A 22,299-nucleotide genomic window follows, 5' to 3' on the forward strand; every position below is an offset into this window, starting at 1 on the left:
GGCCGGCCCACGCCCCTCTCTATTCACGGTCGGCCTCGAGCGTCTCGAACCACGACGGAGGTGGGCAGGACGCTGACCGTCAACGGATAGACCTGGTCACCGAAACGGGCACAGGATCCGGCGACGTCGGCGTGCACTTCGCTGGGATGGACGCCGAGCCTGCGGCCGATATGGTCCTTCATCGCGATCTGCGCCAGCCGGTCGGTACCGTCGAGGGCGTAGATCGCGGCGACAGTCCCGGTGAGCCAGTCGAGTTGGTCGACCTGCGCCCGGGTCACCCGGGTCTCCCCGTTCTCGGTCCGGGACAGGCCGGTGCCGGCGACGAACGCTCGATCTCGTAGGAACGACCGGCGCTCGGCATGGTCGAGGGCGGCCAACGGGCCGGTCGGCACGAGCGCGTCGACGAGGTGGAACGCGGCCAGCACCCGGTGCTCCTGGCAGACCTGGACATCGAAGCAGGGATGCATACGCTCGCCTTCTTCGAAATCGGCGAATCGGGCTCGAACGGTCAGCTTTCCCTGCGCCGGTAAGGGCTCGTACAGGTCCAGTGTCGTGATGCGATGCGGGTAGCCGACCAGACCGCGGTCGATTTCCGGTGACCAACGCCAGAGTTCGGCGTGCGGAATGACGTGGGTGCACGCGTCGAGGAGCCCCTGGTGCAGTTCGCCGCGCGGGACGCCGCCGTGCGCCGCGTCGAGGATCCCCACCGCCTCGGTCGCGCCGAACTCCAGCGAGAGGAGGTAGCGGAAACGCGGTCCGTGGCTCAGCGCACCCGAGAGGTACGGATCCGGCGCCGGGTGCGGGTCGGCCGGGTCCGGCCAGGCGACCGGCGGGGGCGTGATGTGCTGGGGGAGGAGTACGGCGGTAGCGGTCGGCTCGAACCTCGACAGGACGGGGTTTTTCGCCTCGCGCCACACCGACACCGTCACCGCGAGTCCCGCACCGGTCCGCCGCACCTCGGTGCGCAGCTTCGTCGGGCCGGGTAGCGGGGTCCAGCGCTGCAGCCGCAACTCCCGCAGCGCGCATGCGGTACCGAGCCGGCGTGCGGCCGCGAACATCCGATCCACGGTGGACATCAGGGGGAGTGCCGGCACGGTCCAGGTGGGACAGTGGTCGGTTACCCAGGTGTCGACGCCGGGGTCGAGAAGTTCCTCCGTCCGGTGCGGCTCCGCGGCCACCAGCCGGACCGACAGCGCCGGCACCTCATAGATTCTGGTCCCGTCGACCCACAGTGCCGCGTCGGCGACGGCCAGGCACGTGGTCTCGGCCCATTCGATACTCGAGACGGTCAGCTCGATCGTCACGAGTCGGCTGTCCGGAGTGACCTGCCCGCGGTACTTCCAGGTCAGGGGTTCACCGAGCGCGACCGACTCGAAGCGCATACCGGCGACCTGCTGCGTGTCCCGGAGTACGAACCGCAGCAGCCGGACCATCGCTTCGACACCGAGCGAACCCGGTTGCACCGGATCCTGGAAGAAATGCGCCCGAAAGTACCATTCGCCTGCGGTGATCTCCTTGGTCGCGACGATGCGTCCCAGCCCGGCCGGCCCGCCGTCCGGATGGTAGGCGACGATCCGATCCCATAGGCGCAGTGTCGGTCCGGCCGACGCCGCGGCGTCCGGTTCGATCACCGGATCGCCGGTCGCGGCTAGGCTCGCGCGTTGTGCCCCGGTGGCCGGTAGGCCGGCCTGCTCGGCGAAAGCCTGTTGCGGAAAGAACCCGAAAACGGTCGACGCGGACAGCACCGGCTCGCCATCCGCCTCGCACACCACATCGAATGCGACGATGATCATCCCGGCATGGGTCGAGAGGTTGCGCAGCGCTGCTGTCGTCCGCACGATCCGGCTCGACGGCGTCACCTCGCCCACTACGGTCGCGGTGCCGTCGAGATTGCGGAACAGCACATCCTTGTCGGTGGACAGTGCGCACCCGGTGTAGGACGCCAGCCAGCCACACGGTTGGAGTGCGACTTCCATCAGCACCGACACCGGCATCACCGGATAGCCGTTCTCCTCCCAGTACCACGCTTCCGGCGGCACGTCGTACTCCGCGACCACCCGGGCGCCCGGCCGCATCGTCGCCGGCGGGGTGTCGACCGAGACGATCCGGGAGACGAAGAGATAGGGCGGACCCGGCAGGCGCGCCGCGCGCCGGGTGCCGTCGAACGGAACGTACATCGCGCCGAAGGCCGCACTGGGCCGCCCCAGTGCCGAGGCCAGCAAGGCCGTCCGATCGGCCACGAGCGGACCGGGATCTCGGTTCTCGGTCACGGTGGGCGCGATACCGGTCAGCGGCCAGTCCGGTACGAGACGGAGTCCGGTCCGGCGAGCGTGGAACGCCTTGACCCCGTCGACGGTGCACAGCACATCGGCTATCAGCGTGGGTACGGCACCGCCGGAGACCTCCGCGACGAACACCTCGTACACGATCTCCCGGCTGCGCGGAGTGACCTGGCCGCGACACCGCATCGGCACCGTCCGGCCGGGTACCGGCTCGAACCGGTATCCGTCCGCGTCGATCGTATGACCGAGCGCGGACAGGTAGAAGGCCATCGCCTGCAGGCAACCTTCGAGCATCAAGGTGCCGGGCATGCACGGATCGCCCTTGAAATGCCCGTCGAAATACCAGTCATCCGGTGATACCGGAGCCGTGGCCCGCAGATATCCGCGCCGCCACGGCCCACCGTCGGGCGCGAACTCGGTGATCTCACCCAGGAAAAGCATGCGGCCGCCGGCAATCCGTGGCGTGCGGACATGCGCCCGGGTACGCCGCCATCCGGGGCCGAAACATTCATCCGGCCGTCCGCTGGCGAAGGCGGCGATCTGCGCGGCGGTGAACGCGCGGTGCACGCTTTCGCGGACCGGCGGGTCGCAGGGGCGGGCCGGGTCCGGTTCGTCCGCGGCCGGATCCCACAGCACGCCGCTGGTGGCCGCGAGTTCCGCGTCGCTGAAGAAGCCGGCCTGACCGCCGCGCACACTGAGCCGAAGGCTGCCGTTCACATGGCAGTCGTAGCGAAAGAAGCACAGGCGCGTACCACCGTGTTCCCCGTGACCGTCGATATGGATATCGAAGGTCAGTGTCTCCCCGGGTTCCGGTGGGCTGCCGTGGAAGGTGACCTCACAGCCGAGCAGCCGGTACACCCGCTCGCCGCGGTTGATCAGGTCGATACCCATCCAGCTGATCAGCAGCAGATCCGCCTGCCCTGCTTCGATCATCAGGCCGGCGGGCATCCGGCCGGCCGGATCGAGGTACCAACTGTCGGTGGTGACGTCGGTCTGGGTGTGGATCGTTCCGGTGCCCAGGCGCCCCGGCTCGGCGTCGATACCGGTGACGCGGTCGGCGAGCAGCATCGGTGGTGCCGGCATGCGCACCTGCCGGCGGAATCCGTCCTGAGCCCGGAACAACGGGCCGAAAACAGCCGAGACGGGTCCGGTGGCCAGGGCTTCCAGCTGGGCCCGGTCGAACGACGGCAGCCGCCGCGACGCCACCGGGTCGCCCGGCGCGGCCCGGCCGGCGGTCCCCGCAGCACCGGCCGCGGTGAAAACGCTCCTTTCAGAAGGAATAGTCGGCGGCACCGGAACACTCGTTCCGGTGCCGCGCAGCGTCGCGCGCAACAATAATTCCTGTGCGTATCCGGTCACTGCCAGATAGCGCCGGTGCGCTGCGGCCCGCTCTTCGAGGTGCTGTCGATGCACTAGTGCGACCTCGGCGAGCAGGACGTTCGCCGGGATATCGGGGACCGGTGCCGCAAGGAGGTGTGTGGTCGGCGGCGCGGCGTCGACAGGAGCGACCGGGGATACGACGCGAGTGGGGAGAGGCACCGGTGGTAGAGCCGGAGCGGGTCCCATCGTCTCCGCGGGCAACAGTTCGGGCAGGGTGATCGGCGGCGGGTGTGCGGCGACACGAATGCACCGATCCGTGTGCGAGGCCGTGGTATCCACGGCACCCAGCCGCTCGAGGAGGTCGGTGTAATGCGCCTCGACACCGGCCGCACGCAGTTCACCGAGCGCTCGGACCAGGCTGCGCTGCGCGCGACCGTCCGCGGAGTCCAGCGCGACGGCCACATGATCGCGGTCACCGAGGATCTGGGAGATCCAGCCGGTGCACAACGCACGCGGACCGTGTTCGATGAAGACCCGGACGCCGTCGGCCCACGCCTTCTCCACCGTGGCCACGAAATCGATCGTGCCCACTGCCTGCTCGGTGATCGCGTCCGCGGCGGCCTTCCGCGACATGGTGTAGGACGATGCGCTCGCACAGGAATAGAAGCGAATCCCGGGCACGTCGGTGGTCGGCCGGTCGTGCAGCCGCCACCAGGCGTCCCGCACCTGCTCGACTTCCGGGATATGTACGGCGATGTCGTAGCCGAGCGGCAGCGCGGGTGCCCCGTCCAGCCTGGACAGCACGCGGGCACAGCTCCCGGCTTCCCCGCCGATTACGCACGTTCGCGGCGCGCTGATCGCCATGAGCCGAACGGTGGGCTCCCCGTCCAGCGCCGCGCGCACGGTGTCGGCGTCGGCGCTGACGAGGTAGCTGGTCCACCGGCCGTCCGCGATCCCGTGTTCGCGCCAAGCCCGGCGCACGATATCGAGGTCGCCGGCCACCTCCCGGGTGAACAGCGGTGACCGTTGGGCGTCGGCGACCAGCCGTGGCACCTCGTCCCATGCCCCCATCGCCACGAGGGAATTGGTCTCGCCGGACGAGTAGCCCAGCACCGCCACCGGTTCGAGGCCGAGGATGCCGCGGGTCAACTCCGTATGGAACTGGCCGAGCAGGGACGCACCCCAGATCTGATCGAGCACATGAGTCGGGTCCGCGCCGTCCCCTGTGTAGGCCCAGCCGGCGAAATCACGGAGCGGACCACAGCGGCGTGCCAATCGACCGACGATTTCCGGGAAGGCCAGCAGTACATCCCGGCCCATCCGGGGATAGCATGCGGAACCGTTGGTGTAGACGAACGCGACCTCGCCGTCGATCGGCCGGTCCCGGAAGGAGACACCCTCCGGACGTACGCCGCGCTTTTCGAGCCAGCGGGCCGCGCCCGCGAGGCGGGCCGCGAGTTGGTCCGCGTCCGCGGCCGCGACGACCAGCCGAGCGGGACCGTGGTCCGCTTCGGTTCCGGCGCGAGCTGCGGCGAGCGCGCCGTGCATATCGGTGCCGGAGTATATGTATTGGCGCACTGTGGGTTCCGTGGTCCACGGCACGACTTCGGCAGCGGTCAGCATGGTGACGGCGGGGGTGGTACCGAGCGTTCGGACGGCGACGGTGGCCTGCCGGATGCCCAGTGCCGGATCGGCGGTACGGCCCGCCCTGGGTACGGCACCATGGCGCAACGCGACGGTCGCGCAGGCAACCGCCAGCAGGCCCTTCGCCGCATGTGGGGCACCGAAGAGCGCGGCCGGGTCGAACCATTCGCTGTGCGCATCATCGGCCGGCGGCACATCCCCGACAGCCAAACCACCCGGTGCGCCGGAGTCCGCGACGATGGCGAGCAGCTCGTCGCCGTCGCGGCGGGCATCGGCGGCTCGTTTGAGGATGAGCACGACCGCCGCATCACCCGGTTCGGTGTCGATACCCACTTCGTGCGCCGCGCTGCGATGGACCGGTTCGTGCGACAGGTCCACCGCCCCCACGAGCACCGCGTCCGCCGAACCGTCGCGCAGTGCCCGGCAACCCAGCTCCAACGCGACGAGGCCGGACGCTTCTTCGGCCGAGACCGTGAAGCCGGGCCCGGACAGATCGAGATGGGAGTTGATCCGGTTGGCGACGATATTGGGCATCGTGCCCAGTACCGCGGGGGCGGCCAGCGGCGCGGCGAAGGCATCGGCGACAGGTTCGCGCACACCGACTTCCGCGCAGTGCGCGGCAACCCGCACCCGGGCCGGATGGCGGGCGACCTCGGCATCGCAACCCATACCGATCAGCACCGTCGTCCGCTCCCGCGGCAAACCGACGCGGCCCGCGGCCTCCCGGGCGGCCTCCAGAACGGCGACCTGCTGCCCGAGCGTCTGCCGCAGGTCGGCCGGCGGTGTGCGCAGGCCGTCCAACGCCACGTCGTACTCGGTGACCGGCTCGCGGCGGCGTACTCCGCCCAGCAGGCTCTCACGAAATTCCGCGTAGTCGCGGCAGGACCCGACCCGCGCGCCGATCGCGACGATCGCCACCTCCGCCTCGGCCTCGGGGGGCGGGCTCGCGAGGCGGGGTGGGACAAGTGCCGCGGCGCTGTCACCCGGGCCCGGGTCGAGTACCAGGTGGGCGTTGTTGCCGCCGAAACCGAAGGCACTGATGCCCGCACGGCGCGGGCCGTCCCAGGGTTCGGATTCGCGCAGCAACCGCAGCGGGGTGCTGTCCAGGGCCGCGACCGGTTCGTCGGCCTGAAGCGTCGGCGGCCGGATACCCGTCTCGAAAGCACCCAGCACCTTCAGGAGCCCGGCCATGCCGGCAGCGGTGACGAGATGCCCCGTATTGGATTTGACCGAACCGATCGGCAGGTCGGTCGCCGCCCCGAAGACCTCCGCCATACTGCGCACCTCGGTTTCGTCGCCGAGCGAGGTGCCGGTGGCGTGGCATTCCAGCAGTGATACCGACTCGGGTGCGATCCCGGCCGTAGCGTAGGCGGATCGGATCGCCCTGAGCTGACCGGCCCGGGAGGGGACGAGGAGGCCGGCGCCACGGCCGTCGTTGGACAAGCCGATCCCGCGGATCACCCCGAACACCCGCACACCCGCCGCCAGCGCGTCGGACAGGCGCATGAGCGCCACGAATCCACAGCCCTCGGCGGGGACCAGACCGTCGGCGTCGCGGTGGAACGGCCTGCTACGCCCGGTGGGGCTCAGCGCTCCGAGAGCGCTGAAAGCCAAGTGCACCGCGAGGTCGTCGACACGGTTCACCGCGCCGGCCACCATCATGTCCGCGGTACCGGCATGGAGCCGGTCGCAGGCGAGCTTGATCGCGTACAGCGCGGAGGCACACGCCGCGTCGAGCGCGAACGCGCCACCACCGAGTCCCAGCGCGGCGGCGGCGAAGTGGGCCGGCATGGCCGAGGAGAACCGGTTCAGCGCGGTCGGTGTGTCCGAGAGCAGCGTTCGCAACTCCTCGCGTTGTCGCGACAGCCAGATATGCTCCGCGTACCGTGTCAACCCGTCCGTGGGCATGGACAGATTGCCGAGGACGAGACCGGTCCGGTCCCGGGGCCTGTCCTCTCCGACTTCCCGCAGAGCTTCCCGGACGCCGTGCAGCACCCAGCGGAACGACGGGTCGAGCCCGGCGATCTCGTCGCGCCCGACCCGGAACCCGTCCGGCCGGAAGACGGCGTCGAACCCGTGCACATAGCCACCGGCGGCGCTGCGCACCGGCGCGGGCGCCGGCCCGACGACGTGCGCCATCGCCGCACCCGGCAATCGCCATCGGAGCGGGGTCGCGGTCGAGATACTGAGCCGGCCGGTAACGATGTTGTGCCAGAACGCATCGGGCGTGAGCGCATCGGGCAGCACACACCCCCGGCCGACCATCGCGATGGGCTCGAACACTGTGGCGTCTCCTAACCGGCGATATCTGGCCGGGCGATGAGCCGGACCCCACCCAGTTCGAACAGTGGGTGCCCATCCGTCGCGCAGACCTGGACATCGCAGTGGGCTTCGCTGCGTCCCGCCGTCCGGCCGGCACGGACGATCACTCGCGCCGCGCCGTCGAGCGGACCGGGGACGAACAGGCGGAACTCCGCGACTCCCATGGGTAACACGGCGGTCCCGAGTACGTGTTCGGCCCACAGCGTCGCCAATTGCAGTGCTCCGTCGACCGCGGCCGGGTCGGTATACCGGTGGGCCTGTGGCCAGTTCCGCTCGCGGGTACCGGTCACCACGCCTGCCGCCCCGGCCGGGGCGACACCGTCGATACCGGTGAGAACCTGAAACGCGGGTCCGTGGAAGAGTACTTTCCCGTCGTAGGTGTCCCGGCCCAGCGGACGCAGACCGGTCGGTTCGGTCCACCGATGCGGCGCGGTGTCGGACACGGTCGCCCGCGCCCGGAAATGCGGGCGACCCGCCCGTCCGGATACGGTGAGCAGCAGTGTGCCTACCGGGTCCGGACGATCGGCCACGAGCCGTAAAAGCGTGGTGCGCGCCGCGAAATCGTCGAGCGCGATCTTGCTCAGCACTTCGAGGCCGGACAGGGTGAGAGTGCCGTCCGGCAGCGCGGCCCGCGCGGCCCCGGTGAACCACTCGAGTACCAGTGCCACCGGCACCACCGGCACCTCGCCGATCCGGTGATCGAAAAGGTACTCGTGGTCGCGGGCCGTCAAGGCCAGGTCTCCGCCGGCCCCGCGAGCATCGGCCGCGTCCGGGTGTCCCGCCGCCCGCACCACACAGACGGGTCCGCCTTCCTCGCTCAACTCCTCGACGAAGGCCGCGGCCCCATCCGCCGGTGATATCAGGGGGATACCCGCGGCACCGAAGTGCGCGGCGAGGGTTTCGTCCACCATGCCGCCGTCCCAGGGGCCCCAGGCGATAGCCCGCACCGAGCAGCCCGGCCGCCTGCGCTGTTGGATCGCCGCGAGTTGTGTGATCACCTCGTTCGCCATGGCGTAATCGCTCTGGCCGGCGTTGCCGTAGCACGCTGACACCGAGGAGAACACGCACAACAGTTCGAGCGGATCGTCGTCGACCGCGGTGAGCAACGAACGCAGTCCGCCGACCTTCGTCTCGAAGACCCGGTCGAACTGCTCATCACTCTTGTCACCGATCGTTTTGTCGGCGAGCACACCCGCGCCGTGTACGAGCCCGGTGACGGGCCCCCATTCGGCGCGGATACCGGCCAGGGCGATGCGCACGGCTTCGGTGTCGGTCACGTCCACGGTCACATAACGCACCGGGGAGCCGGCGGTTTCCACCGCACGGAGCGTTTCGCGGATCTCCCGGGCCGCCATGGCCGCGCCCACCTCGGCCCGGATGCGCCGGGGATCGGGTGTGGTGCCCTCGGCCCGCAAGTGTGCTATGACGGCTTCCCGGACCGCCGTCTCGTCATATGCCGCGGACAGCCAGGCCGGTTCGTCGGTGAGCGGTGTCCGGCCGAGGAGAACCAGCTTCGGCGCAGCGGCCCGGGCGAGCGCCCGGACGGCCGCAGCGGTGACCCCGCGTGCCCCACCGCTCACCACGATCACCGAATCCGGCCCGACCGCCGGTCCGGTTGCCCGGTTCGGCGCGACCTGAACGGTTTCCAGTACCGTGCGCGTGCCGTCCACGGCCAGGCCGACGTCGGTCGCGGTGCCGCCACCGAGCAGTTCTCCCGCGATCGCCCGCGCGATATCGGCGTCGGTGCCGCCGCGGGCATCGCAGTCGATCGCCTTCACGGTGACGTCGGGCCACTCCCGCCCGGCCGTCCGCGCCAAAGCGGCCAGACCGGTCGGGGCCGGTGCGATCCCGGACAGGCCGAAGTCGCCTCCGGTGTCCTGGACGGTGACGAAGAACGCGGGCCCGGCGCTGCGCTCGGTAGCGAAGGACCGCGCCAGCCGGAAAGCGTCCCGGTCGGCGGTGAGCGCCGCGTCCACAGTGGGTGCCGTGCCGAGCATGCCGAGGTGGATCAGGCCATGGATATCGGCACTGGGTCCGGGGGCCACGCGGGCATCCACTCCGGATTCGACCAGTTCTTTCGCGAGCAGGTCGGCGATACCGGGCGTCCCGCCGGTGATGGCCACCCGGCTGCCCAGCAGACCGGGCAGTGCGAGCCCCGGCGCTACGCGCGGAGTCGGCCGGATCGTCAGCCGCAGCGGCGGCATACCGGCGTCGTCGAGGAAGGTTTCCGCCGGCAGCGCGCCGGCCATGGGTACGAGGGGTGCCGGGAGATCGTCGGGCGGTGGTTCGCCCGCCGGAAGGGTCGCCTCCGCCGAATCCTCGGCGCCGAGCAATCCGGCGACCTGCGCCAGGGTCCGCGCCGAACCCAGAGTGACCGCGTCCACTTCACGAATACCGGGGAAACGCTCCCGCACCGCCGACAGAATCTCCACCCGTTTGATCGAATCGATACCGAGATCCGATTCCAGCTCCATATCCACATCGAGCACATCTGCGGGATAGCCGGTCTTTTCCGCCACCACCGCCAGCAGACCGGCCACATCCACCGAGGTGGGGGAGTCCGGCGACGGCGCCGGTACATCGGCCGGCGACGGCTGCGGGCTACGGATTTCGGGTGCGGCGGGAGGGATATCGGGAGCGGCCGGCATCGGCTCGGCCCGAGGCAGTTCGCGTGCGATCGCGGCCGGCCCGGGGGTGCCGTTCGCCGTCGGCGGGCGGTGGGCCGGCGCGGCGGTTCCGTACATCACCGAAGGAAGAGGAGCCGGCGTGGTCGTTCCACTCGTCAGGTGCTGGTGCGTCGGCGCGGCCGCCGGTGGCGGAAACGCCGAGGCGGCCGTTCCGCCCGCGAGCTGGACCAGCGCGGCTTCCGACATGCGCAGAAACGCCAGATGGGATTCCGTCATCGTCCGCTGGTAGGCGCTGTGGGCTTCGCCGGCGAGCCGTTGTGTTTCGCGTAGCGCATCGAGCCATTCGGAACCGCTCGCGGCGGGCCGGCTCGGCGCGGGCGCCGGTACGGGCCCATGGCCGGCCGGCGGTGAGACGAATCCGTCGCGGTATGCCGGCGATACGGATTCGTCCTGGGTCGCCGGTGGCGCGGTCCAGCCGCCGGCCGCCCCGGTAACCGCGGCGTCTGCCGGCACCGCGTGTTCGTTACCGGCCGGCGGTGCCGACGTGGGCGGGTTCGGTGGGGGCAGAGCGGCCGAGCCGCCCGCCGGTGGGTAGGGCTTGCCGTAGTTGGCGCCGAGCAAGTTCACGGCTGCCGGCGACGGCTTGCTGCTCACTTTGTCCTCCTCCGGTTGTAGGTCGTAGGCGCTCCACAATGCTGTGAATTCCATGCGCAGACCCCCGACGGCCAAGCGCGCCAAGGCATCGGGCAGGTTGTCCGCCCCGCGGGCCGCGCGGTCGAGGCTCACCGCCAGGTGCTCGCGTCCGGCAAGAACCTCACCCGCCAGCCGGGTGAGCGTCGCGCCCGCACCCACCTCGATGAACGTCCGGATCCCGGCCGTGTACATGGCTTCGATCTGATCGACGAATCGGACCGGGACCGCGAGCTGCTCGGCCAGACCGGCCCGCACCGCGTCCGGATCGGCCGGATACGGTTCGCCGCGGGCGTTGCCGTACACCGGAATGCGCGGGGCCCGCACGGCAAGAGAGTCGAGGGTTTCCCGCAACGGCGCGGCCGCGGCGGCGACGAGCGGGGTGTGAAACGCGCCCGCCGCCGCGACGCGGCGTACGGTGTGCCCGGCCGCGGCTGCCTGCCGTTCGAACGCGGCCACCGCGCTCAGCGCACCGGAAACGACGACCTGTCTGGGCGCGTTGTGGTTGGCCACCCACAATCGGCTGTCTGCGGCGGATTCGACCAACGCCCGAACTTCCGCGAGGGTGCCGACCACCGCGACCATGGCACCCGGCTCGGTCGCGGCGTCTCGCATCAGTTCGCCCCGCCGGCGAGCCAGTTTCAACAAGGTCGCGTTGTCGAAGCATCCCGCCGCGTGCAATGCGACCAGCTCACCGAAACTGTGCCCGCCCAGAGCATCCGGCCGCACGCCGAGCGTATCCAGTAACGCGAGCGCGGCGAGGCTCTGCGCGGCGAGCGCCGGTTGCGCCCATTCGGTCTGTGTGAGCCGGGCTCGCTGCGCCGCGCGTTCCTCCTCGGTGAACGCCGGCGGCGGGAATACGACCCGATGCAGCTGCTCCTCGCCGGAGCGGTCCAGGGCCGCGACCGCATCCCAGCTCTCCCGCGCGGCGGGCAACACCATGGCCAGTTCGGCGCCCATACCGATGTACTGGCTTCCCTGACCGGAGAACAGGAACCCGACCGGCCCGGGTTCGGCGACGTACGCGCCGTAGTACATCCCACCGGGGCCCGTGAACGATTCCGTGGGTTGCGCCGCGATCCGGTCTGCCGCCGCACCCAGTGTCGCCGCGAGATCGTCGGCGGTGACGACGACGCCGAGGCGGACGGCTGCCGCCGGATCGAAGGACTCCTGGGTCCTTCGTGCCACGGCGACCACTCCATCGGTCGTCTCGGCGAGTGAGCGGGCCGCGGCCACCAGCGCGGCCGGTGAGTCCGCGGACAGCAGTACCAGTTCGCTTCCCGCCGCGCGCAGCAGCGGGGCCGGGCGGGTCGACTGTTGCGTCGGCGTGTATTCCTCGAGCGTGACGTGAAAGTTCGTGCCACCGAATCCGAAACTGGACACGCCGGCCCGCCGCGGATGGCTGCCGTCGCTGATCCACGGCCGCGCCGCCGTGTTCAGATAGAACGGGCTGTCGTGCAGTTCGAGCGCCGGGTTGGGCCGATCCACTTTGATGGTCGGTGGAAGGACTCGATGGTGCAGTGCGAGCGTCGCCTTGAGCAGCCCGGCCGCGCCCGCGGCGTTCTTGGTATGTCCGACCTGTGATTTCACCGACCCCAGCGCGCACCATCCGGTGTCGGCGCGGCCGGTCTCACCGAATACCGTCCGCAGGGCGGCGACCTCGGCCGCGTCACCCGCGGCTGTGCCGGTTCCGTGCGCCTCGACCAGCTCGACCGTGTCCGGGCCGTAGCCGGCCATCGCGTAGGCACGCCGCAGCGCTCGTGCCTGTCCGGTGGACCGGGGCGCGTAGATGGCGCCACCACGTCCATCGGATGCCGTGCCTATACCCCGGATCACTGCGTAGACCGGGTCGCCGTCGCGTTCGGCTTCGGCCAGCCGCCGCAGTGCGAACATCACCACGCCCTCACCGAGGATCATGCCGTCGGCGTCCGCGGAAAAGGGGCGGCAGTCCCCGGTCGGCGAGAGCGCAGGGGTCTTACTGAACGAGGTATAGGTGACCGGATCGTTCAAGGTGTCCACACCACCGGCCACCACGAGATCGGCCTGGCCGAGCGCGAGCTCGTTGATCCCACTCGACAGCGCCGCCAAGGAACTCGCGCAGGCGGCGTCGGTGGTGTAGTTGCTGCCGTGCAGGTCGAACCGGTTCGCGATCCGGCCCGCGACGACATTGCTGAGCATGCCGGGCAGGCTCCCCTCCTGCCACGGCACGTAGTGCTCGGCGATCCGGTCGCAGATCTGCAGGGCTCGGTCCTCGGGGATACCGCTCTCGCGCAGCGCGGCGAGCCACACCGGTCGCTCCATGCGCGCGGCCATCGTGGTCAACAGCTCCAACGCGGAGGTGCCGAGGACAACGCTGACCCGCTCCCGGTCCACACCCGACATCCGGTGCGGTTCGAGCGAGGACAGCAGGCGTTCGGCCACGACCAGCGCCAGCAGCTGACTGGTATCGGTGGCCTCGATCGCCTTCGGTGGGATACCGAAGGCCAGCGGATCGAACGGTACCGGTGAGAGGAAAGCCCCGCGCCGGGCATAGGTTTTGTCGGTCGCCGCCGGGTCGGGGTGGAAGTAGTCGTCGACGAGCCAGTGTGTCGCCGGGATATCGCTCACTCGATCGGCGCCGGAGACGACCGTTCGCCAGAACCCGTCCGCGCCGGGTTCTCCCGGGAGCACCGCGCTGACACCGACGATGGCGACCGGCGGTACGGTCCTGGCAGCACTCTCGGACATGGTCGAGCTTCTTTCGGTCGAGCTTTCGTTACACGAGTCGTCGGGGCGCGAAATCGAACGCGGTCGACGGCACCGGCACCCCATACGTACGCAGCTGGTGCGCCCTGGTGAGTACGGCCGCGCCCTCCAGCAGATTGCGGGCGACCTGCACGGCGTGGCGCTGCGCGGGGTCGGCCAGGAAGCTGCCCGCCACCCAGTCGTTGAACGCGCCGACCGCCGGTCCACACCACAACTGGTAGTCGGCGCACCGGGAGTCATCCCCCTCGATCGCCCACCAACTGGACCGGCCCAGATACCAGCGGAAAACCAGTGCCATGCGGTGCTTCGGTTCGGTGTCGGCACGAGCGACCTCGGTGGGATCGCGGTCGAGCCAGTAACGGCGCGTTCGATCCCAGATCTCGGCGAGCGACGCCCGGAAAATCGTCCGCTCCAGTTTGTCGCGTTCCGGCGCGGGAATCGCTTCGAGCGACTCGAAGTCCCGATAGAGCTCGTAGAGCAGGTTGGCGCGGTTACCGAAGAGCGTGCCGCGGCGCAGCACCTGCACCTTCACGCCGAGTTCGAACATATCCGACGCGGGTGCCATGATCACATCCGCAATATCCGCCTGCGCGAGTAGCTGCTTGGCCGCCGCGGACACCCCTGCCTCGACACAGGTCTGGTTGACCGACCCGGTCACGACGTAGGCGGCCCCGGCCGCGAACGCCGCCGCCATGCTGTGCGGGGTGCCGATACCACCGGCCGCGCCGATCCGCACGAGGCGCTGGTACCCGGCTCGTTCGGCGACCCGCGCCGCGAGGGAGAGTATCCGCGGCAGCAGCGATACCAGCGGCCGGTTGTCGGTGTGTCCGCCGCTGTCGGCCTCGACGGTCAGGTCCTCGGCCACCGGAACGTGCGCGGCCAACTCCGCCTCGGTGGCGGTGAGCCGGCCCTGCGCGCACAGCATGGCCACTATGTCCGGAGGCGCCGGCGACAGGAACTTCTCGGCGACCTCGGGCCGCGAGACCTTGGCGAATACCTGCCGGGGGCGGACGATACGGCCGTCCGGATCGAGGCGTAGCCCGCTCGTGGCGAGTTGCACCACCGGTGGCGTCAGCTCCATGAACGCGGACGCGGACACGGTGGGAACACCTTCCCGGATGAGCAGATCCGCCATACCTTGTTCCCACTCCGGATGCTGCGGCGCGTGGATGAGATTCACACCCCAGTTCGTCCGGCTGCCCAAAGCCGCCCGGATCATGACGATGGCCTGCTCCACCCGCGGCAGAGACAGGCCGGCGGCGCCGAAAAAGCCCAGCATATCGGCCTTGCCCATGGCGACAACCAGATCCACCGTCGCGATGCCGTTGGCCATTTCCCCGGCCACATAGGGAAACCGAGTGCCGTGCCGTTCGTTGAACGACCGGTCACCCAGCCATTCGGGGTACAGCGGCGGCAGGGTCGCGAGTACCCGATGCCCGCCGGGCTCGCCCGTCATCGCGGTGATCCCACCCTCGGGCTCGGCCACGACGTGCACTTGTTCCCGTATCCGCCGAACGACCTGCTCGAGCGGCATCGGGTGCAGCGACGCGGTCACGACGCCGCCTCCGGCAGCACACGGCCCTCGGCAGGCATCGCACACACACCCGCGGTTCCGGGGTCGAAACGGATAGCGATGTCGTTGCCGGGTACTCGTGATATCGGGTTGCGGAGTGCCGTCACAGGGTGGTCTCCGATAGTGCCCACCGCCTGCCCGTGAGCACTTCGCGCAGTGCGTCGGCCAACTCGCCCACCCGGGCCTCGGAGAGAATGGTGAAATGGTTGCCGGGCACATCCACTATCCGGAACCGGCCGGTCCGCACCGTGTCCCAGCCCTGGGCCGGGTCGCCGAGCGGTACCCGGGGGCCCCGCTCCGGGCCGAAGACGATCGGAAACGCGCCCTCGGCCCGCAGCAGGGTGACGGGCAGGTCCGATCGTGGTGGCCGGTAGCGGACGTTCGCTTCGAGGTTCGCCTGGTACACCCGCAGGATGAACTCCAACTGACGGCGGGCGCCGCTGCCCCGGCTCCTGGTCAACTCCTGACATACCGCGTCGCGCCGCTGTTCGAGCGGCAGCTCGGGATCGAGGACCAGCTCGTTCCCCGTCGCACCGGCCGCCGCCCGCAACATCGCCGCCAGCTCGTCCAAGGCGGCGCGCTCGTCCCAGGGGGGTGTGGATTGGCCGGCCAGCGGAACGTAGGTATCGATCAGCACGACCTCGCCGACCTTCTCCCCGGCAGCGCGCAGCCGACAGGCCGTCTCGTAGGCGATCAATCCGCCGAGCGAATATCCACCGAGCAGATACGGCCCGTGTGGCTGCACCGCGCGGATATCCCGGAGATAGCGCTGCGCAAGCGCCTCCACCGTGTTCAGGGTCGGTTCCGCTCCGTCGTGACCGGGCGCCTGCAGCGCGGTGAACGGCCACCACGGGCCTAGGGCAGCGGCCAGCGTCCGGAACTGGTAGGCGATGCCGTTCACGCCGGGTATGCAGAAGAAGGGGCGTGGCGGCGTCAACGGAACGGCCAGCAGCGGGACCGGCGCCGCGGCGGAGGCGGTATTCGGTGCGGCGGGAACCGCCTCGGCCAGCCGTCGCGCCGCGTCCTCGATCGTCGGGTTCTCCAGCAGGATCGTGGGGTGCACCCGGCAGCCGAGCCACGCGGAGAGATCCAGGTGCAGCGCGGCGACGGCCAACGAATCGAGGGCGAAATCATCCAGAGAGGCCGCCGGGTCGATCTCGGCTTCGGCCAATTCGAACTCCCTGGCCAGCCGGCCGACCAGCCATGCGCTGATCTCCGCGGCAGTGCGACCGGGAACGGGGGCATGCCCACCGTCCGGGCCGGATACCTCCTCGCTGTCTTCAGGGGCGAAATGCCTGGTGACCAGGTCGCGTGCGTGCGCGATCGTCGTTTCGATCATCTCGAAGCCGAGTAGCCCGCCCACATGGTAGGTCCGGCGAACGCCCTGCCGTCCCTCGAACTTGTCGTAGACACCTTCGGCCAGATCCGCACTCGCGAAATGCGGGAAGTACGGCCAGCGCCGCACGAGTAGCACCTCGGTCACCGCACCACCGAACCCGATCACATCGTCGCGCAGGTTCGCCACGATATCGTCGGGTCCCAGACCGTCGGCACCGTAGGAGTAACAGATGTATACATCGGTCCCGGGGTACCGGTGATGGAAGGAAACGCAATGCCCCGGACCGGGGCTGGCGTCCCCGGACCGCACGGTGTAGTGCCCGTCGCGGGGTAACCCGGTGATCCGGCACAGCACGGTATAGAAGTCCAGGCGCCGAATCCGCCGGGCGAGCGCGCGCTCGGCCAGCGACATGTCCAGAACACCATCGAGCCGATCGAGGGGGACGGCCAGCACGAGGTCATCGGCATGTACGGTCCCGCCGTCCGCGAGTCGTACGGACACGCTGTCACCGCGGCGGTCGATCGAGGTGATCTCGACACCGGTCCGCACATCGGCCAGCTTCGCCGCGATACGTTCCCACAGTGCGCCGAGGCCACCGGCGATCGTGAACGCGTTGGCGTGGCGGGTACGGGTCGGCTCGACCGACAGCTGACTCACCGTCTCCGAGACCTTGAGAAAATACAGGGCGGGCAGATCGTCGGTGAGGTAGCCGTATCCGGCCGAGGTGTACACGGCTCCGAGAGACGCGCCCATCGCCTCGAGATCGTTGTCGCGCAGCCATTCTCGTGTCGGCACGGACAGGGCCCGGGCGGAGTGCGCCAAACCCGGACGGCCGATATCGGGAAAGGTCTCGGCGCGCAGCCGCATATACCGTCCGACGACGTCACGGGTGGCGAACGCCGTCTTGGGCATCGCGGCCGTGAAGGTCTGCGTATCGAAGATGTGCGGGGCGATGATGTCCTCGGTATCCAGGCCGAATTCGTCGGCGAGGGCGATGACGTGCTCGTACCGGTCATTGCACAGGTGCGCCCCGAGATCGTAGGCCCGTCCGTCGATCTCCACCGAGACCGACTTGCCACCCACCACCGGCTCCCGCTCGAGTACCACCACGGTGTGCCCGAGCCGCTCGAACTCGTGCGCGGCCGCCAAGCCGCCCGGTCCGGCGCCGATCACACAGACGGTCCGGCCGCCTTCGGCGCCGTTCGCGACGCGCGGGGCGGACAGTGCGGGGGAACCGGTAGCGATGGGTTCGGGCCGGAAGGTTCGCGCGGCGTATCCGGCGCGGTAGACGAGGGCGCGGGCGTGATTCATCGACGCCGCTTCGAAAGGAGAACGAGCGAGCGCGATCCCGAGGCCCTGCGGGGCGTCCGCCGGATCGAACGGTAACTCGGCGGCGGGATCCTCCTCCGCTACCAGATCCAGACGCAGCTCACCGATTGTCCGGAACGGATAGGATGCCGCCGACCAGTCGGCGGACGGTGACAGCGCGGCCTGGTTCGCCGCGGCATCGTCACCGAGCGGATGCAATTGGATCTGGAACAACCCGCGCAGGGAGCCCTCCGAGGCCATGCGGCGGACCTCGTCACGCAACAAGGTCGACGAACGTCGTTCATCCGGCGCCCGCATCAACCGCTCGATCGGTGGCACCACCCATCCCCGGGGCGTGTGGTGGCCGATATCGGGCATCTCTTCCCCGGGCACCAGCCGGTAACGCACCAACCAGGGTCTGCCTGTTCCGTCGACGTACTGCTGCGGCACCTGTGAGTTGAGGTGATAGCGGTGGTACGGATGTGGATCCCGGATCGCATCCAGCGCCGGCGCCAACGCTCCGGGGGTGGCACGAACGAGTTCTTCGCGCGCGGCGTCGTCGCGGAGCATGAAGAACTTCATGAATGTCCACGCGTTCGGGGCGAATACGCGATAGCCCGTGTTGAACGTCAAGTTGAACGGCGAATCGCCGGATCCGTCCGGATCGAACCAGCGCAGCGACAGCCCGCGGATTCCGGGGGCGAGGTCGTCACTGGATACACCGTTGCTGTACCGTGCCAGCACCGGGTACCGCTTGCCTCCGCCGAAGAACGGGTGCACCGGCGTACCCGGGGCGTCGAAGAAGTCGATATGGCCGCGAACCACGATCCCGGGTGCGTGGAAGGTTCGGGTGCGGGTCAGTTTCCCCATCGCCGTCACCTGCGCGAACTCCGTCAGCAGTTGCTGGAAGTCGTCGTCGATATCGGCGAGCCGAGGATCGCTCGCGCCGGTGGAGAAGATCAGGCCACGACTCATCGGGTGGCCGCCGCGGTGGGCCGGTCCTCGTTCTCCCGGCGCAGGAACTCCGCGCGGCACACGGGACGGCGGACCTTTCCGCTGGTCGTCTTCTGCACCAGTTTCGGGCCGACGAGCACTTCGTGGCAGGCGAGGCCGTGATCGTCGCGCACCCGACGGCGGACCGCGCGACGGATATCGGCGGCGGTGGCCTCGTCGAGTTCGGTGCCCGTGGTCTCGACGAGCACGATCAATCGCTCCGAGGCCGCACCGGGCAATGGCGGCACCGAGAAGGCGGCGATCCCGCCGGGACGAATCCGAGGATGCGCGGAGCGGACACTGGCCTCGATATCCTGCGGCGCGTAGTTGCGGCCGTGGACGATGACCAGATCCTTCAGCCGGCCGGTGACGAACAGTTCGTCCTCGTGCAGGAAACCGAGGTCGCCGGTGCGCAGGTAGCGCCGCGGGTCACCGTCACCGACCACAGCGTGGAACGTTTCGCGCGTCTGTTCCTCGAGCGACCAGTAGCCGCGGGCCTTGGTGGGGGAATCGACCCAGATCTCCCCGATTTCCCGAGGCGCGCACGGCCGGCCGGTCTGCGGGTCGACGATGCGTAGCCGAGCGTCCGGTTTGGTGACCCAGCCGCTACCGTACAGAAGCACCGGTTCACGGCCGTCGTTCGCGGTGGCCGGCACGGCCCGGCCCTCTTCGAGTTGGTCACGATCGAAGGCCACGGCGCCTCCGCTGCCGACGGTGACACTGAGCGTGTGCTCGGCGAGTCCGTAGCCGGGATGGAATGCCTGCCGGGACGCGTCGCTGCATTCGAAAGCCGTGAAGAACGCCTCGACCGTCGACGCGAGAACGGTTTCCCCCGCGGTGCCGAACCTGCGCACCGAACTGAGGTCCCAGCCGGCGCGCTGTTGCGGAGTCGTCTTACGGACGATGAGGTCGTAGGCGAAGTTCGGCGCGGTGGTATGTGTGCCGCCGACCCGGGAGAGCACCTCGAACCAGATCGCCGGCCGCTGCAAGAAGTGCAGCGGTGAGATCAGGTAGGTGCGATCAGCGTTTCCGACCAGCGTGTTGAGCAGGACACAGACCAGTCCGAGGTCATGGAAATGTGGTAGCCAGCTGACCGCGACGGTGTCGTCCCCGAGTTCGAAGTCGGCGGCGAGAGCGGCGAGTTCGTGGTGGATATTGCGATGGGTGACCACCACCCCCTTCGGCGAGCCCGTCGATCCCGAGGTGTACTGCAGGAAGGCCGGTTCGTCCGGATCGTTGGGCCGGTACCAGGAGCGAGGTGACTCGCCCGATCGGTCCGGGACATCAACGGGCCACAGCCAGGGCAGCTCCGGCCACTGTGCTCCCTCCGGTGGAAGCGGTACCGCATCCACCATGGTGCGGTAGCCGGCGTGCGTCAGGATCGCCCGCGCACCGCAGTCCTGCGCGATACCCGATACCGCGCCGACTTCTTTCGCCAGGGCGAACGGGTTCGGCGGCGGGAGAGGAACCGGAATCACACCGGCGGCCAGGCAGCCGAGGAAGGCGACGATGAAATCCAACGAGGGCAGGTGCAGCAACAGCACCCGATCACCGGGTTCCATCCCGGCTCGCCGCAACAGGGCCCGGACGTCTTGTGCTCGCTCCGCGAGCTGGTGGACCGTGAGGTGTTCGCCGTCGTGACCGTGCTCGTCGACGAAGACGAACAATGTGCGCCGCGGGTCTTCGGCATGGAGGGTGGCGAAAGCCGATACGACAGCGATTTCGGGCTCCATCGTGAGCAGATCCTTTCACCACGGCGGCAGGTAGTGCTTGCCCGGCCCTGGGCATCCCGCGCGGCGTCAAGTTAACTCGTCGTCTGCTCGGATCTGTTTTCACGCTTGGGAAGAGATCTCGCAGCTACCACCACGGGCACAACCTCCACACGGGCCGAACCGTGCCCGTGCGGGTTTTCCGCAAAACAGCAGAGTCGGCGGTGGTGGCGACCGGCTCGCAGTGTGTGCGGTGATCGACCGCGACGGCGAGGGCCCTCGAGGCAGCGCTGGGTGGTGGCCAGATCATCACGCCTTCTGCCGGCGGCGGTACCGTACCCGGCACGGCTGCTGTAGTTGCACCACCATCTTCGAGTGATCGTTGCGGTATGACTCCGTCGGCTGCGCCATCTCGAATTCCCAGTCCCGCAGGAGAACCGAGAAGATCGCTTTGAGCTGCATCAGCGCGAACGCCGCGCCGACGCAGCGGTGCCGGCCCGCGCCGAATGGGATCCACGTCCATCGATTGACCAGGTCTTCCTGGTTGGGGTCGATATAGCGGCCGGGATCGAAACTGTCCGGGTTCGGGAAGTCCTCGGGTAGCCGGTTGGAGATCGCCGGGGTCGCCGCCACATGATCGCCGGGCTCGATCCGGTTCCCGCACACCTCGAACTCGCCCTGGGCCACGCGCATCAGGATGATGAGCGGGGGATGCAGCCGAAGCGTCTCTTTGAGAACCGCTTCCAGGCGCGGGATCTGGCGCAGCGCGTGGAAACTCACTTCCTGGCCGTCGGCGTAGAGTTCGTCGAGTTCCTTCACGACTCCGGACAGCACCTCCGGATGCCGCAGCAATTCGATGACCGACCAGGCGGCGGTGCCCGAGGTGGTGTGGTGGCCGGCGAACATCATCGAGATGAAGATGCCGGTGACCTCGCTGGCACTGAAATGCGGTGTACCGTCCTCTTTCTGCACGGAGACCAGCACATCGAGCAGGTCGCGGTCCGCTTTGCCGGCGGGCGGGTTCGCGATGCGCCCGTTCATGATCTCCTGGACGAGTTCGACCAGGGCCGCGCGGGATTCGTCGCGGATCCGGAAGCTTTCGATCGGCAGGTACGGGTCCACATACGCCAGCGCGTCGGTGCCGCGTTCCAGGTTGTGGTACAGATGCGCGAAGCGGCTGTCGAGTTCCTCGCGGAACTTCGTCCCGATCAGGCAGGCCGAGGAGGTGTAGATGGTGAGTTCGGCGAAGAAATCGAGCAGATCGATCTCGCCTTCCTCGTCCCAGCTCGCCAGCATCCGGTCGACCTCTTTTTCGATGGTCGCCGCGTGCCCGCGCATCTGATCGCCGCGCAGCGCGGAGTTGTGCAGCATCTCCTTACGGCGTTCCGGGCTGGCGTCGAACACCACGCCTTCACCGAAGATCGGTTTCATGAAGGGGTAGGCGGCGGCTTGATCCAGTTCTTCGTCGGTGGCGCGGAAGAAGAACTCGTTCGCTTCGGCGCCGGTGAGCAGGACGACGTGGCGTCCGGCGAGGTCGAACCGGCCGACGTCGCCGCATTCCTGCCGGACCCGGCGCATCAGCGCGATCGGGTCGGTCCGGAATTCTTCGAGGTGGCCGTATTCGTGTTCGCCTCCGGACACCCGCGGCGGTTTCACCGAAGTCATGTGGAAATCCTTCCCCAGATTGCTGTCCAGGATCTATGGTAGACACCTGTCTGGACAGTACTACGGGGTGTTGTCCGCGAGC

General features: G+C 69.2%; 6 protein-coding genes. All 6 read right to left on the reverse strand.

The genetic code is table 11. The annotated features are described in order from the left end of the window. Nucleotides 1–23 precede the first annotated feature (23 nt). The 6 genes from NS4_RS02585 to cyp51 all read right to left on the reverse strand — a co-directional run bounded on the left by NS4_RS02585 (nt 24) and on the right by cyp51 (nt 22,217). Nucleotides 24–7,529 carry a beta-ketoacyl synthase N-terminal-like domain-containing protein gene (locus tag NS4_RS02585; protein ID WP_218020284.1) on the reverse strand — a complete coding sequence of 2,502 codons (7,506 nt, stop codon included), beginning with the start codon at nt 7,527–7,529 and terminating at the stop codon, nt 24–26. Nucleotides 7,530–7,540: 11 nt separating this feature from the next. Continuing rightward, a complete protein-coding gene (locus NS4_RS02590) occupies nt 7,541–13,612 on the reverse strand; it encodes a type I polyketide synthase (RefSeq protein ID WP_063057809.1) in 6,072 nt (2,023 codons plus the stop codon). A gap of 28 nt (nt 13,613–13,640) precedes the next feature. Then, entirely contained in the window at nt 13,641–15,185 is a 1,545-nt protein-coding gene (locus NS4_RS02595) for a PfaD family polyunsaturated fatty acid/polyketide biosynthesis protein (protein ID WP_218020285.1), read from the reverse strand. Nucleotides 15,186–15,306: 121 nt separating this feature from the next. Further along, a complete protein-coding gene (locus NS4_RS02600) occupies nt 15,307–18,825 on the reverse strand; it encodes a thioesterase domain-containing protein (RefSeq protein ID WP_063057810.1) in 3,519 nt (1,172 codons plus the stop codon). Beyond that, the gene (locus NS4_RS02605) at nt 18,822–20,576 is read right to left on the reverse strand and encodes a fatty acyl-AMP ligase (RefSeq protein WP_063057811.1); all 1,755 of its coding nucleotides are present in this window, start codon (nt 20,574–20,576) and stop codon (nt 18,822–18,824) included. Before NS4_RS02605 ends, NS4_RS02600 begins: the two co-directional genes overlap by 4 nt. 285 nt (nt 20,577–20,861) lie before the next feature. Next, complete coding sequence (gene cyp51, locus NS4_RS02610) at nt 20,862–22,217, reverse strand: lanosterol 14-alpha demethylase (protein ID WP_063057812.1); 1,356 nt, start codon at nt 22,215–22,217, stop codon at nt 20,862–20,864. Nucleotides 22,218–22,299 lie beyond the last annotated feature (82 nt).

The sequence above is a fragment of the Nocardia sienata NBRC 100364 genome, from assembly GCF_001613205.1.
GTDB classification, from domain to species: Bacteria; Actinomycetota; Actinomycetes; order Mycobacteriales; family Mycobacteriaceae; genus Nocardia; species Nocardia sienata.

What these genes read in the sequence shown, in the direction of transcription:
- NS4_RS02590 (WP_063057809.1), bottom strand. Translation starts at nt 13,612, where the DNA reads ATGTCCGAGAGTGCTGCCAGGACCGTACCGCCGGTCGCCATCGTCGGT.
- NS4_RS02605 (WP_063057811.1), bottom strand. Translation starts at nt 20,576, where the DNA reads ATGGAGCCCGAAATCGCTGTCGTATCGGCTTTCGCCACCCTCCATGCC.
- cyp51 (WP_063057812.1), bottom strand. Translation starts at nt 22,217, where the DNA reads ATGACTTCGGTGAAACCGCCGCGGGTGTCCGGAGGCGAACACGAATAC.
- NS4_RS02600 (WP_063057810.1), bottom strand. Translation starts at nt 18,825, where the DNA reads ATGAGTCGTGGCCTGATCTTCTCCACCGGCGCGAGCGATCCTCGGCTC.